Origin of the sequence: Paenibacillus sp. FSL R10-2778, from assembly GCF_038593035.1 — a bacterium.
Taxonomy (GTDB): Bacteria; Bacillota; Bacilli; order Paenibacillales; family Paenibacillaceae; genus Paenibacillus_AQ; species Paenibacillus_AQ odorifer.
Genome location: NZ_CP151956.1, coordinates 4,104,338 through 4,119,983, shown reverse-complemented (window position 1 = coordinate 4,119,983; position 15,646 = coordinate 4,104,338). Strand labels below are relative to the sequence as shown.

Below are 15,646 nucleotides of genomic sequence, written 5' to 3'. Positions count from 1 at the left end.
GCATGAGCAGATCATTCTAAGCTCCCCGAATCGAGCGTAACCATTTCGATGAAAAGGAAAGGCAGGGAATAACTCATGAGAATCTTGTATTTGGATTTGGATTCGCTTCGCCCGGACCATCTGGGATGTTATGGCTATCATCGGAATACCTCCCCGAATATCGATTCAATCGCTAAAGAAGGTGTCACCTTTACCAACTACTATTGTTCAGATGCTCCTTGCCTGCCGTCTCGTTCCGCTTTAATGTCGGGGCGATTTGGCATTCATAATGGGATTGTAGGGCATGGCGGAACCGCTGCTGATATGCGTAGAGAAGGAGCCAAACGTGAATTCAATGACCGTCTGGGGATGGAGAGCCTTCCGGCTATATTAAGGCAAGCGGCGATGAAAACCGCATCGATCAGCACCTTCTCCGAACGACACTCGGCGTGGACCTTTAACGCCGGGTTCCAAGAAGTGTTTAATGTTGGTGGCAGAGGGCATGAGACGGCAGAGCAGGTGCTTCCAGTGGCACTTAAATGGCTTGAGGATAATGGGGAGTCCGAAAATTGGTTTCTGCACCTGAATTTCTGGGATCCGCATACGCCTTATCGTACACCTGAGAGCTACGGTAATCCATTCAAGAAGGAGCCTTTACCCGATTGGATCACGGAAGACGTGTTTGAGCTTCACCGAATTAAGAAGGGGCAGCATAGTATTGAAGATATGAATACGCTCGCGAAATCGCATTATCAGCAGCATTTCAGGCATCAGCAGGAGATAGAGAACCGTGATGACCTGCGTGTTATCTTTGACAACTATGATGCTGGAGTTAAGTATCTGGACGAGCATCTCGGGAAAGTTTTTTCTAAGCTGAGAGAACTTGGCGTGATGAAAGATACGGCTATCTTGATCTCTGCGGATCATGGAGAGAGTCTGGGTGAACTAGGAATTTACTCCGAACATGGCACAGCAGACGAGGCGACTTGCCGTATTCCGATGATTGTTCGCTGGCCAGGGGGCAAGAAGGGAATCGTGGAGGAGGGGCTACATTATCACCTTGATCTAGGACCTACATTAGCGAGCCTTTTGAATTTGAAAGCGGCTGCTTCTTGGGATGGTGAAAGTTATGCAGGTGCTATTCTGGAGGGGAATTTGGAAGGGCGTGATTATCTCGTAATCTCACAATGCGCGCATGTGTGTCAACGCAGCGTCCGGTTTGCGGATTGGTTATATATACGTACCTATCATGACGGACACCATGGATTCCCGCAAGAAATGCTGTTTGATTTGAAGCATGATCCTTATGAACAACATAATCTTGCCGAAGTGCGTAAAGACGTTTGTATGGAGGCTGTCTATCTGTTGAATGAATGGCATGATCATATGATGGGCTCCATGGATTGTGATATCGATCCATTATGGACGGTACTTATGGAAGGTGGACCCTACCATGCCAAAGAGTATCTGAGCGCATCCTTATAGGATGCTTAATAATATCCTAGTAAATGCGGTGAATGAAAGACATATGAAAGGGAGGTTGCCCTGAATGGGCAACCTCCCTATTTATGTTCTCGCTTTTTGTGGATCTATTAAAGATCCGGGAAGCCTCAAAACGGTCTTCGTCCCGCTACCCTCCTTACTGTACAGCAGAACGCCGCAAGGATCGCCATACTTAAGATTTAGACGATTATTGACATTTAGGAGACCGATATGATCTCCTGATTCTATATTCTTACCAGCCAGCAACTCCGTAAGTTGTTCCAGTCTTGTTGTATCGATACCTACACCATTATCTTCAACCACGATTTCAAGCAGCCCCGCTTCGTTTTTCTCTACGGAGATCAGCAAAATTCCTTGTCCTTGTGCCTCAAGCCCATGACCAAGCGCATTTTCAACAATAGGTTGAAGGATCATTTTAGGCACGGGAATGTGTAGCCATTCCTGTGGACACAACAGCTTGTAAGTAAATTTGTCCGGGAAACGGCCTTGGTAAATCCTCACACAAGATTCCGCGATTTTCAGCTCTTCCCCAAGAGTTACCTCCTCTTTGCCCTTGATGCTGTACTTGAGCATTGTGCTTAAGGCGGTAGTCATCTCGAAGATATCCCGATTTCCTTTTACGATCGCAACGCCCTTGATTGTATCTAAAGTATTGCTTAAGAAATGCGGATTAATTTGACTTTGTAAATACGAATATTCCGCCCGCTGCTTTTCCAGATCGGTCAGATAAAGTTGAGTTGAAGCATCGATTAATTGGTCCGTCAAATCGTGGATCCGTGTGGTCATATCGTTGAACTGTCGAGAGATGATTTCAATCTCAGCATAGCCCTTTAAATCGACCTTGTTATTCAATATCCCCAGACTTCCGCCTTTTAATTGATTCATATAGCGCATAAGCCTAGACAACGGTCTTAAGAGATTCATCATAAGCACAGAATAGGGAATAGAGACGACCAGCAAGATTAAGGCTAGAAGAGCATAGCTGACCTTCTTCAATTTCTCCAGTTCTTTCATTAAATTATGGACAGGAACAGCGGTTATGATTTTTCCAGAGATCTCCGGTAAGCTAAAGGACTGAATTGCATATTTCTTTCCATGAACCGTCTCAACGATGGACTCTCCATCCCTTCCAGTTGCCCGAGTTTGAAACTGCTGGAGCATATCCTCCGGCTCATTGCTATTAGAGTAGATCATGCCTTTATCATCCATCATAAAAAAGCTGGTTCCGACCAATCGGGGATACTCAGAAATTTCAGTTTGAATGGCTTTCATATCTACAATAACTGCGAGATAGCCAATTTTTTCACCATATAGGGACGTGTCACCTGAAGCGAAGATGTTCATCCCGAAAAGCAGTTTTCTCTTGTCGATGACTTTGTCTGGAGGACTGTATCCGCGATAATGAACGATTCCATCCTCCTCAGCTGTTTTCATAAGATCGATAGCATATTTTGTTCTTCCTGCTAAGGAAATACGTGTGTTTGAGCTACCGATAACAATAATATCTAAGATATCCGTGTTCATATTTCGGGCGATGCTCAACAATCCTTCAACTTTTTGGGATAGATCGTAGACTCGAAGCTTATCATTCTCGACTAGGAACTTTTGGACGGTCGAATCGTAACCCACATTCATCATCATGGAAGAGACGTTGGCATAGTTGTCAGAAATCCGTTGTTTGAGGAGGGAGACCAGCTCCGTATTGTATTGCGTATTTTGATTAATGATAGTCTCGCTTGATAGTTGGTAGACTCGTGAAACGATGATTGGGATAATGGCAACAATAAATAACCCGAATAGCAAAACCTGAGTACGGATGGATAGTCTCTTAAATGTCTTCATTGTTTAGTTCCCTATATTGTGTAGGTGTCATTTTGAGATGCCGCTTAAAAATTCGTGTGAAATAGAAATAATCCTGAAAACCGCATTTCTCACCGATTTGGTAAATGGAAAGGTTGGTTTCGATCAGCATTTTACAAGCGTATTCAATTCGTAAACGACTGATATGTTCGATGATGGTCTCGCCGACCTCTTTTTTGAATAATTGGCATAAGTAATTTGGGCTTAAAAAAAACTGATTGGCTAATTGCTGGATCGAAATTTCTTGATTGAAATGGTTGCGGATGTATAACATGATTTCTTTGACTTTGTGGTTTGAGATTCGTGAAATATCAGATTCGTTTCGGTTCATAAAAATATCAAGTGTCATAAGAATCAGATCATCGATCATAGCTTCAGCCGTGCCGTACCGATAATAGAGCTGTTCATATCCTTCAAAAAAACGGCCGCTAACCCGAGTCCCTTCCGGAGGAAATAAGTAGAGGATCGATGTATAGAGCAAATAGGCTTCTTTAATGGTGAACGTTCCCTCTTTGAATAATTTCTTTATCGATTCCATGGCTGCTATGAAACCGAGCCGGTCTTTATTATGAAGAATCCGGGAAATCTCTTTGAGCTTCTCGTCGATCGGTATGTCCTGCTGTGGATTCACCCGGTAACATCCGGGCATCCCCGTTGTGAACATACTGAAAGCAGCATGAGAGGCGGACTCTAAAGACGCATCCAATTGGTGTATATCCGAAATAGGAGGACCGATCCCGACTCCGCACTCTTGTACAACTTCTGTTTGTTCAAGACCCTGGAGGAAGACTTCGTATTGGCACTCTTCCAATAAGTAACCATACCGACGGCGGCTCATTGGGAAGACCAGGGAAGAGAACTGCCTGACATCTACAGGTGAACTTAACCCTTGGATAACAATGGGGATATGAGGGGTATCTTTCGACAAGGGTATTTTCTTCTCATCCAACCATAAGTTAATTCGTTCAAGATCTCCGGAACAAACCGCTTCATAAAGTTCGAAGTCGTGGATAGGTTGTTCTTTAACTTTCTTGGAATCGTGTTGCTGGGCTATTCGGTTGAGCATTCCTTCAATTTCTTCGATTTCAAAGGGTTTGAGACAATATCCGAAAGTACCATAATTCATTGCTTTTTGTGCATAAGCGAACTCGGCATGTCCGCTGAGTACGATAAAGATCGTATCCGGCGCGATGGCCTTGCCACGTTGAATGAGCTCTAGTCCATTCATAACAGGCATCTTGATATCTGTTAGAACAAGGGTGGGGCGAAGCGATTGAATTAATTGAAGGGCTTCTTGCCCGTTTTCGGCATCGTCGATCACTTCAAAGCCGTATTTCTTCCAATTCACTCCTGCTTTAATTCCTTCTACAATCCACTTCTCATCATCTGCAATAATTACTGAACGCATAAGTGAATCCCCCTCTCTTTATAGAACTCTTAGATTTATCCTAGCGATTGTGGACCAAGGGGGGTATGGACGATCTTACGCTCACTATGTCCGATATTACGTGCCACAGGAAGGTCTCCCGCAAAGGTGTGAAAAATCCACATGATCGGAGTTGTATTCTCTATACAAGAGAATTTACACTCCCGATATAATTTACCATATAAATCGCTTACAAGCATAACAAACTCATACAGAAAGGTGGGGAGAAGATTGGCTGATTCTGTAACCGCTCGTACGCCTAAACGAAGCTTAAAAACTCGTGCTCCAAAGCAAAGTTTAGGAAAAACGATTTTACAGTACAAGTATTTTTACCTCATGGTTCTACCGGTGTTAATCTGGTATGCCCTCTTCAGCTATGCTCCCATGTACGGTGTAACGCTAGCGTTCAAAACATTTAATTACAGTGAGGGGATTCTGGGAAGTCCTTGGGTTGGGTTGGAGAATTTTCAAACGCTGCTGACCGACCCCGATTTTCGCAAGGCGTTTTGGAATACGGTCATTATCAGCTTGATGAAGCTGGTCACTCATTTCCCGATGCCCATTATCCTGGCGATTGTTTTATATGAGTTTTCCAGGACAAAAATGAAGCGGTTTTTTCAGACGATCCTGACGTTCCCGCATTTTATATCGTGGGTTGTACTGTCGGGGATTATTATCAATATTTTAAGCAAGGACGGGATTTATAACCAGATCATCATGCTGTTTGGTGGAGATCCGAATTCTCCTCTTGTCGATGAAAATGCATTCAGACCCGTTCTGTATATCACGCATGTGTGGCGAGAGATCGGTTGGGATTCAATCATTTACCTGGCGGCTCTGGCAGGGATCAATCCTGAGCTGTTTGAAGCGGCTGAAGTGGACGGAGCGAACCGGTTTCGCCGTTTGCTAAACATCGCATGGCCGGGTTTGAAGAGTACAGTCGCAGTTCTGTTAATCCTTCAAGTTGGACAACTACTAACCCAAGGTTCGAGCTTCGAGCAAATTTTCAACCTGTATAGTTCGCCGGTATATTCGGTTGCCGACACGATCGATACTTACATTTATCGGACTTCCTTCACGATTGGAGGAGACTTTGGATATATGACCGCCGTGGGTGTCGTCAAGTCCATTATCAGCCTAATCCTTTTATGGGCGGCCAATACGTTCGCTAAGAAGATGGGCGAGGAAGGGCTGTATTAATCTGCAGGAAAAGGGGAGAAGCAAGTGACCGACACAACGGTTAAAAAGAGAAAAAAGTGGAGTGTCTTCGATATCGTCGCATTCGTGGTTCTGGGGCTCCTAGCAATAGTAACATTTTTTCCTTTCTATAATGTTCTTATTATCTCTGTGGCAAAGTTCGAAGCGATTAGTAAAAGTGACTTTTATATTTTTCCGCTTTCGTTTGACCTGTCCGCTTACAAGCTTTTGCTTCAGGATATGAAGTTTTGGACTTCCATCTTTAATTCTGTCATCGTAACTGTGGTTGGCGTGTTGTTCAGTATGACAATCTCTGTGGCGGGAGCTTACGCATTATCCAAGCGGGGTATGCCCGGCAGAAACATAATGCTCAGCTTGATCTTGTTCACTATGTTTTTCAATGGCGGTTTAATTCCTTTTTACTTAGTCGTTAAAGATCTAGGATTCGTAAACAATATACTCGTCATGATCATCCCCGCGGGTCTCAATACGTTTTATCTAATCATTATGAAAAACTATTTCAACACCATTCCAGAAAGCTTGGAAGAATCGGCTAAGCTGGACGGGGCGAATGATCTGTACATTCTTTTCAAAATCATTATTCCGATTTCTGCTCCATTCATGGCGACTTTTGCTTTGTTCTATGCTGTGGAAAGATGGAATGAATGGTGGTATGCGCTGATTTTTATCAGTGACGCTGCAAAAGCACCACTTCAGATTTATCTGCGGGAGACACTCATTACTTCGAATTCCTTGCTAAGCCAAATGGCACAAACGATGGCCGAGCAGGAGCAGACGGGGAAGGTCTACACACCTGCACTTCAAATGGCAGCGATTGTAGTTTCGAGTATTCCGATTATTGTTGTTTATCCGTTCCTGCAGAAGCATTTTAATAAAGGGATTATGGTGGGTTCAATAAAAGGATAAGAAAGATTTTAAATAGATTGATTCTATCCTAAAATAGTATAAAGGGAGGTTTCAAGCATGCATAGAAAGAAAATAATGACATTGGCATTATGTATAACTTTGTTGGCTTCAGTACTCACGGCTTGCGGTGGAGGCAATAACGGCAAAGGGCAGGCTGGTTCAAACGGTGAAACATCTCCGAATTCTTCTAACTCCACGGATAATCCTTACAAGGATCCAATGACCATTTCTCTTGGGTTTTGGGATGCGGATGCCGAGATTGCTAACATCGAAAAGGACCCGATCGCTAAACAAGTATTGGAGAAATTCAACATCACACTAAAACCTGTCAATTTGTCTTGGGATGACTATACCCAGAAGATTCAAATGTGGGCCGCTTCCGGCCAATTGCCAGACATTTTCGCGATCGACGCCGTCGGCACGCAATATCAGCGCAAATGGGTGAATCAAGGCGTTGTCAAAGCGCTCCCGGATCTTTCAAAGTATCCAAACCTTGCAAAATACTTCGAATCGCCAGATATTAAAGGATTAGGAGTAGATGGAAAGTATTATACTGTGCCTCGCCGGATGTTCCCGAGTGTTGATTGGAGCGCACTGGATCGTATGGTCTTCTATCGTTGGGATCTTGCTCAAAAGGCTGGGATCACCAAAGAGCCAGAGACATGGGAAGAGTTTGAAGCCATGCTTGATGCAATCGTAAAGTCGGATCCGGAAGGCAAGCATATTACTGGTCTTACGACGACAACTACCAAGATGCTGGGCGGATTCTTCTGGTTGTATGGCAACCCGGTTGCTACTAGTGATGGAAGCGGCAGTGATTTTAAATGGATCAAAGAGGATGGAAAGTTTATCCCTGCTGTATTCTCTAAAAATGCGCTGCCAGCGCTGCAAAACATGAAGAATATGTACGAAAAAGGGTTGATCGATCCAGACATCGCGCTCGTCAAACCAGCAGAGTCCTATGACAATTTCGTAGCAGGCAAAGCAGCTGCTCTTCTAAGCGGTGGAGGTTTCATAAATTTAAATAGCGATATGTATGAAAAACGCTGGAAAACAGCTTATCCGGATAAGGATATGACGGAGAGCGTGAAGGCGCTCAAGCCGCTTATCGGTCCTGATGGTGAACGCTCTCATGCCATCTTTAAAACATACTGGTCAGAAAGCTATTTCAGCAATAAGATTGACGATAAAAAGATGGATCGCATCATGGCACTCTATGATTATGTGTTGTCTCCTGAAGGCAAGGATCTGTTGACTTATGGCATCGAAGGTGTAGATTATAAGCTCGAAAATGGGCAGAAGGTTGTCATTGAAAAGGGTTCATTAAATGAGAAGTATCCAGCTAGCAGATTTCTGAAGAATTTGGTGGCTTATGAAACTTCAGATAGCTATAACATGGATAACCCGACGATTGCTAATGAAGGAATCCGCAAAGAAGCTGTCGATTACATCGACTGGATTCAGAACAATACAAAGGTGCCAGAATACGACATTCGGTTAACTTATATGTCCACCCCAACAAAGGATAAATTTACTGTGCTTGACCATGATGATTTGCTTAAGATCATGCTTTCCAAAGAACCCGTTGAGAGTTACTGGAATAGCATTGTGAACGATTATAAGGCTAAAGGTCTTGATAAAATGATAGAGGAAGTAAATGAGAAGGCCAAGGAACAAGGTATTGAATAATGGATGAATAGAGAAGATCCGGGCGGAAGTAGCCCGGATCTTCCGTTTAATTATTTGAAGTATGGCTTAGACTGTGCGGCGCTACTGACCGCATACTTATAAGATTGGGAGGGTAAAGTCTATGAACCTTAGCATTCATTTGACAGGGTTAACCGAGAAACAGTTAGCAGCTGTTTCAGAAGTAGCGGGAATATTGAGTATTCGAATGGAACACTCAGGGATACCAGTGATTTGTAAGAAGCAAGGGAAGGGCATTCAAATATCTTACGATGAGGCTCAGGTCACCATTGCGTATGAACAGGAACATCAATTGTTCCGGGCACTCAGCCGATTTCTTGAGAACGTACGCCGTGGAGAACGAGTTGAAATTAATGAACAGCCGGTTTATGAACAGTTAGGCTTCATGGTAGACTGTTCGCGAAATGCGGTTCTTAACTATGAAGGATATAAGGAATTGATCCGGCGTTTAGCGCTTATGGGATATTCAACGGTTCAGTTGTATACAGAAGACACCTACGAACTGGAGGGATACCCTTATTTCGGCTATTTGCGAGGCCGATATACAGGAGATCAAATTCGGGAGCTGGATCAGTATGCCGCGTTATTTGGCATAGAACTGGTTCCTTGTATTCAGACCCTGGCCCATCTCGGCCAAGCGTTGAAATGGCAGGCACATGCACCGCTTGTGGATTTCCAGGATATTCTCCTTATTGATGATCCCAGAACTTATGAGTTAATTGATCGAATGTTTGCTTTTATGTCGGCTCATGTAAGCAGTCGCCGCATAAATATCGGGATGGACGAAGCTCATATGATGGGACTTGGTAAATACCTGGATAAGCATGGGTATCAGGATCGAACCTCATTAATGTTAAAACACTTTAGCACTGTTATAGAGATCGCCAGAAAATATGGTTTCCAGACGATGATGTGGAGCGACATGTTTTTCCGTCTGGCCAGTTCCGGAGAATATTACGATGCTGAAAGTCCAATTAGCCCTGATATTGTAAAGCTGATTCCTGAAGATGTTACCTTGATCTACTGGGATTATTATTCGGAAACGCAGGAGAAATACGACGGGATGTTAAGCAAACATAAGCAGTTGAATGATCATATTGGATTTGCAGGTGGTGCTTGGAAATGGATGGGCTTCGCTCCAAACAATGAATTCAGTCGTCATGTCAGTCTGCTGGCTCATGATAGCTGTGTTAAGTATGGAATTCAAGAAGTGTTGATTACCGCATGGGGAGATAATGGCGCTGAAGCTTCCGTTTTCTCGGTTCTTCCTACCCTTCAACTTTGGGCGGAGCTCTGCTACACGAGATGTTTCGTGGAGAACCATGTCAAAGAAAGATTCAGTAGCTGCGTGCAAGGCAATTATGATGACTTTATGGCACTCGATGCGGCCAACTTGGTTCCGGGTAATTCGGCACCGGGGGGATGTTCTATCAATCCGGCTAAATACTTGCTTTATCAAGATATTTTATGTGGTTTGTTCGATCGACATGTTATTCCTAGCGCGTATTCGAAGCATTATCAGCAAAGTGCAGAAAAGCTCGAACAGGCGATCACTCGCAATTCGCCTTGGCAATCTTTATTCTCTGTACAAGCCAGCTTGTGTCGCTTGCTCGAAATAAAGAGCGAAATCGGGATTTCTATACGCGAAGCTTATCATCGTGGAGATTTAGAGGAATTGGCTCACTTTGCCAAGGTAACTTTGCCACAATTATCTGATTTGGCCAGACAATTCATGGCCGACTATCGAGTGCAATGGGAGCAGGAAAATAAGGTGTTTGGTCTTGATGTCTTTGATCTTCGTATGGGAGGATTGCTTCAGAGAATCAGAACGGCGATTCATCGAATTAATCGTTATGTCGAAGGAAACGTGGAACAGATTGCTGAATTAGAAGAGGAGCTTCTGACGTTCGACGGCCTTGTTGACGAGGGCAACCCCAGGGCGATAAGTGCGAATTTATGGCACACGATTGCAACACCATCCGTGATCGCTGGGGTTTAAGAAGGGGGTGAGGTTATGATTGATACTAATCTGGACAATCAAAAGGGCACAAAGCAGCCTAACCTTCTGCTTATCACCGTAGATCAGATGCGTTTTGATTGTCTGAGCATTATGGGACATCCCGTCGTTGAGACACCCAACCTGGACGCTCTGGCATCAAGGGGGATCTTATTTGAGCACGCGTATTCGGCTACCCCCAGTTGTATTCCCGCCAGGGCTGCTATCATGACAGGAATGGGGCAAAGATCACATGGCCGGGTTGGTTATCAGGATAAGGTTGAATGGAATTACGCCCATACGATTGCCGGAGAGCTTGCTCAAGCTGGTTATCATACGCAGTGTGTTGGCAAGATGCATGTGTATCCTGCACGTAATCTATGTGGATTCCATAATGTGGTGCTTCATGATGGATATCTTCACTACAATCGGGATAAGAACCAAACGTTCCATGATGAACACTATGATCAAGTGGACGATTATTTGCAGTGGCTGCGAAGACAAACTGATGCCAATTCGGATATCACTGACTTAGGCCTCGATTGCAACGCCTCAACGGTTGCCCGCCCCTGGCACTTGCCGGAAGCGATGCATCCAACGAATTGGTGCGTAACCGAGTCGCTAGACTTTTTGCGAAGAAGAGATCCTGGGAAACCATTTTTCCTATGGTCTTCCTTCGTTCGCCCGCATTCCCCCTTGGATCCGCCACAATGTTATCTAGATATGTACAAGGACTTGGAATTTCCTGATCCTCCAATCGGAGACTGGGTGGACGAGAGTGCGGCCTTAAACGCAGCTAAGGATCCAACTTCTTCGTTCACTAATTTGCCAAAGCGCAGATTGGATCGTGCCCGTGCCGCGTATTACGCGCTAATTACGCATCTTGACGACCAAATTGGGAGGTTGATCAATGGGCTGCAGGAGTATGGAGTTTTAAATGAAACTTTGATTCTATTTACTTCTGATCATGGTGAAATGATGGGGGATCACCATTACTTCCGCAAATCTCTTCCTTATGAGGGAAGTGCTAAGATTCCCTTCATAGTGTTTGATCCGGGAGAAACGCTTGGACTTCTTGCCGGCTCCCGGCTTGATTCCATTGTAGAGCTTCGTGATATTATGCCCACATTTCTTGAAGCTGCTGGCGTCCAAATACCATTTACAGTAGAAGGGCAAAGTGTGTTGCCGCTGTGCAGGGGAGATCAGACATTATGGCGATCTTATATTCATGGGGAACAAGCCTATGGAGAAAAGTCCCACCACTTCTTAACGGATGGAAGAGAGAAATTTATTTGGTATTCTCAGACAGGGGAAGAGCAGTATTTTGATTTAGCGGCAGACCCCTCTGAGAAGATTAATGCGATAGGCTGTATTGATAAATTCGAGCGCATAAAAGAATGGAGAGAGCGTCTTATTCACGAGCTGGAGGGACGAGAGGAAGGGTTTGTAAACAACGGTGAATGGATTGCCGGACGCCCAATTTCTCATATTCTAAAGGCATCCCAATTGGGGGAATAATCATAACTTAGGGCAACCTGAACTTTCAGGTTGCCCTAAGTCTGTTAAGGATAGAAAGAAAGGTTAGTGAATTTACCAGCTACTCCGGCGTTCAGGCAAAGGGTCCTGATCTTGAATCATTCGATGGACGAGCAATTCAACCATCGAATGGCGAATATCACTATAATCGGGATCTTCAAAACGATTGGAGTTCTCATGAGAATCCTCTTTCAAATCATACAATTCACCGTAGGTCTCACCTGCGAAGATTATCAGCTTATAGCGTGTTGTACGCAAACACTTAGCGTTAATGCCGCGATCATGAGCAATATAAGCGGTTAGGGCAGAATTACGCACATGGGACTTTCTTCCAGCCAGCACCTCCATCTGTGACACACCTTGAATTCCGTAGGAAGTTTTGAGACCTGCGGCTGCAAGCAGTGTGGGGACAATATCAACATGTTCCATCAAAGCAGGGACCCGTTGCCCGGAAGCAATCCCAGGACCGCGTACGATCATCGGGATTCGTGTTAACCCTTCATAAAACCACGGCCCTTTGTAAATCAGCCCATGGTCACCGAGCAGTTCTCCGTGGTCGCTGGTGAAGAGGATGACTACATCATCGTACATATCTTTTTGACGCCAAGCTTTTATAATACGTCCGATCTGCTCGTCAATGAAGGTAATCATCGCATAATAATTTCGGGTGAGCCGTTTCATATGCGCTTCATCAAGAGAATGCTCCTCACCGCCACCAGGCCAATATCCTCCCTGACTCTGACGCAGCAGATGTGGAGGACGAAGATGCACGTCGTCTGCTTCGCTGGCTGGAGATGGAATGTCAGTGTCAGCGTACATATCCGCATAAGCTTTTGGAGGGTCAAAGGGGTGATGTGGATCGACGAAACTGGTCCATAAAAATAGCGGTTGTTCGGTTTTGTGAGAGAGGATCACATCGATGCTCCGTTCAGCAATCCAGTATGACTGGTGTAGCTCTGGAGGGATTTCGCTCTCCCACACATCGTTTTGAGCATTAGAAGCTCTGTAACGGTCCTTGCTGAAACGTTCTGCCGCTTCAGGGTTGCGCTCTCTAAGCCACTCCATATATTCCCCGATACAATTGTCTTCCGTAATATGATGTTCATCAAATCCGTAGTACGTTCCATCGGAAGCTCTTCCGCGGTCACGATAAGCAGGCTCTTCATATTCTTGTGAAAAGTCCCCCTTCATCTGAGGGCGGAAATGCATCTTTCCTATACCGATGGTTTTATAATCCGCTTTCTTTAAATGATCGCATAAGGTAAGTTCGTCTTCTCTGAGTGTGGTACCGATGTTCCAGGCACCGTGAACATGCGGATACCTGCCTGTAAAAATGGAAGAACGTGAAGGCGTGCAAACAGGACTAGCGCAGTAAGCACCAGTGAAGAGTGTGCCTTCCGAAGCAAGCTTGTCAAGCTCAGGTGTCAGTACGGAAGCGTTTTCGATACCTAGTGCGTCCGCACGCATTTGATCTGTGGTAATTAACCAAATATGAGTTCTTTTTGACATCCGTAACAACCCCCTATGAATATAGTGTATAGCATCACAAAAGCCTCTAGCAACCAATGAATTCTCCATATATTTCATTAGAATCGTCCATATGGGTTGATATTTTTATTACCTATAATTAAATAGTCTATCTCAATGTTGGAGGAGAAATTATATGCGGAAGTTATCCATATCAGGGGATCATTTTACATTAGACGAACAACCCATCCGGTTGCTTTCTGGTGCGCTTCATTATTTCCGGATCGTTCCGGAATATTGGCAGGATCGTTTGCTGAAGCTGAAGGCTTGTGGATTGAATACTGTTGAAACCTATATTCCTTGGAATTTACACGAACCAGAAGAGGGGAGCTTCAATTTTGCTGGATTTGCTGACATCGAGGCTTTCGTTAGACTTGCTGGAGAGCTTGGTTTGCACGTGATTTTGCGGCCAAGTCCTTATATTTGTGCGGAATGGGAATTCGGTGGATTGCCAGCTTGGTTACTTGCGGACAATAACATACAGCTGCGTTGTAATGATAACGTCTATTTATCTAAGTTGGATGCCTATTTCGATGAGTTGCTTCCACGTCTGCGGCCTTTGTTAAGCACTAACGGTGGGCCTGTGCTTGCTCTTCAGGTAGAGAACGAATATGGAAGCTTTGGTAGTGATAAGACTTACCTGAATGATCTAAAAGCAGGAATGATCGCCCGCGGCATGGACGTTCTGCTGTTTACTTCAGATGGAGCTGAAGATCATATGCTCCAAGGGGGTATGATTGACGGAGTGTTCGCCACCGTGAATTTCGGTTCACGGGCAAAGGAAGCCTTTGCTAAACTACGTGAATATCAGCCTACGGGACCGTTGATGTGTATGGAATTCTGGAATGGATGGTTTGACCACTGGATGAAACCGCATAATACACGCCCCGAATCTGAAGTAGCGGAGACTTTGGATGAAATGCTGGCTTTAGGAGCCTCTGTTAACTTCTATATGTTCCATGGGGGGACGAATTTTGGATTTATGAATGGGGCAAATCTTTTTGACAAATATGAGCCCATCGTAACCAGCTACGATTATGATACGCTGCTGGACGAATCCGGCAAGCCAACTGCAAAATTCTATGCAGCTCGGACAATAATTGAGAAATACGTAACGTTGCCGCCCCTGGAATTACCGCCGTTAATAAAGTCACAAGCTTATGGTAAAGTGTTGATGACAGAAGCAGCACCACTGTTCACTCAGTTAGACGTTTTGTCTCACCCAGTACATAGAGCATGTCCCGAGCCAATGGAGAAACTGAATCAGAATTATGGGTTCATTTTGTATTCGACGAAGATCAGTGGACCCCGCAGCAGTACGGAGCTCGTCCTTCAAGAAGTACGTGATCGTGCGCTTGTATTCGCGAATGGGGCCTTTGTCGGTACAGTTGAACGCTGGGATCCGCGAGGAATTCCATTAGAGGTTCCAACGGAGGGACTGCAGATCGACATCCTTGTGGAGAATATGGGGCGTGTAAATTATGGCCCGCTGCTTCGTGATCCAAAAGGCATAACCTGTGGCGTTAGACTCGGCTATCAATTCCTGCATGATTGGACGATTCGTTCTTTGCCTTTAACCCATCTTAAGGGATTATCATTCACACCGATAGATTGCGAGCAACGTCAGCAGCCCACTTTTTACCGGGGGAGCTTTCAAGTCAGTAAGCCTGAGGATACTTTTTTGCAGCTGGATGGATGGAGTAAAGGTCAGGTTTTTATAAACGGCTTTAATTTAGGGCGCTACTGGGAGCAAGGTCCCACTAAAACACTGTACTTACCAGCGCCGCTTCTACGTCAAGGTGATAACGAGCTAATCTTATTCGAACTACATGGCGTAATGGAGCCAGTGGTTACTTTTGTGGATACACCGGAGCTCACATGATATTTAACGGGTGAGGAAGTATCATGATTCTATAGTATAGGTCTGATGATTTTTAATATATAATCAAAACAGCCCAACAATTTATAGGAACTGAAAATGCACGATT

General features: G+C 44.6%; 10 protein-coding genes. 7 read left to right on the top strand and 3 right to left on the bottom strand.

Features of this window, described 5'->3' with window-relative positions:
- Positions 1-75 precede the first annotated feature (75 nt).
- The gene (locus NST40_RS18570; protein ID WP_076277761.1) at positions 76-1,464 is read left to right on the top strand and encodes a sulfatase; all 1,389 of its coding nucleotides are present in this window, start codon (positions 76-78) and stop codon (positions 1,462-1,464) included.
- An 81-nt stretch (positions 1,465-1,545) separates the two neighbouring features.
- On the opposite strand, the gene NST40_RS18565 is transcribed toward NST40_RS18570, so the two are convergent.
- Together NST40_RS18565 and NST40_RS18560 are read right to left on the bottom strand one after the other, a co-directional pair.
- Positions 1,546-3,324 carry a histidine kinase gene (locus tag NST40_RS18565; protein WP_036688197.1) on the bottom strand — a complete coding sequence of 593 codons (1,779 nt, stop codon included), beginning with the start codon at positions 3,322-3,324 and terminating at the stop codon, positions 1,546-1,548.
- Positions 3,311-4,750: a response regulator gene (locus NST40_RS18560; RefSeq protein WP_342409880.1), complete on the bottom strand. Its 1,440-nt coding sequence runs from the start codon at positions 4,748-4,750 to the stop codon at positions 3,311-3,313. The genes NST40_RS18565 and NST40_RS18560 overlap by 14 nt, the downstream gene beginning before the upstream one ends.
- Before the next feature lie 249 nt (positions 4,751-4,999).
- Here NST40_RS18560 and NST40_RS18555 point away from each other — a divergent pair, with 249 nt between their 5' ends.
- The 5 genes from NST40_RS18555 (at position 5,000) to NST40_RS18535 (ending at position 12,113) form a co-directional block, all read left to right on the top strand.
- Positions 5,000-5,968, top strand: coding sequence for an ABC transporter permease subunit (locus NST40_RS18555; protein WP_076277759.1), 969 nt, complete (start codon positions 5,000-5,002; stop codon positions 5,966-5,968).
- 24 nt (positions 5,969-5,992) lie between these two features.
- Positions 5,993-6,892, top strand: a complete 900-nt coding sequence (locus NST40_RS18550) for a carbohydrate ABC transporter permease (protein WP_076129726.1) — start codon at positions 5,993-5,995, stop codon at positions 6,890-6,892.
- A 57-nt stretch (positions 6,893-6,949) separates the two neighbouring features.
- On the top strand, positions 6,950-8,581 hold the full coding sequence (locus NST40_RS18545; RefSeq protein ID WP_076218680.1) for an extracellular solute-binding protein: 1,632 nt from the start codon (positions 6,950-6,952) through the stop codon (positions 8,579-8,581).
- A 121-nt stretch (positions 8,582-8,702) separates the two neighbouring features.
- Entirely contained in the window at positions 8,703-10,598 is a 1,896-nt protein-coding gene (locus NST40_RS18540; RefSeq protein ID WP_342409879.1) for a family 20 glycosylhydrolase, read from the top strand.
- A gap of 15 nt (positions 10,599-10,613) precedes the next feature.
- Positions 10,614-12,113 carry an arylsulfatase gene (locus NST40_RS18535; protein WP_076277757.1) on the top strand — a complete coding sequence of 500 codons (1,500 nt, stop codon included), beginning with the start codon at positions 10,614-10,616 and terminating at the stop codon, positions 12,111-12,113.
- A 72-nt stretch (positions 12,114-12,185) separates the two neighbouring features.
- Here NST40_RS18535 and NST40_RS18530 read toward each other — a convergent pair whose 3' ends face one another.
- Positions 12,186-13,640, bottom strand: coding sequence for a sulfatase-like hydrolase/transferase (locus NST40_RS18530; protein WP_339243817.1), 1,455 nt, complete (start codon positions 13,638-13,640; stop codon positions 12,186-12,188).
- 154 nt (positions 13,641-13,794) lie between these two features.
- On the opposite strand from NST40_RS18530, the gene NST40_RS18525 reads away from it, so the two are divergent.
- The gene (locus NST40_RS18525) at positions 13,795-15,540 is read left to right on the top strand and encodes a beta-galactosidase family protein (RefSeq protein WP_076218683.1); all 1,746 of its coding nucleotides are present in this window, start codon (positions 13,795-13,797) and stop codon (positions 15,538-15,540) included.
- The last annotated feature ends 106 nt before the right edge of the window (positions 15,541-15,646 follow it).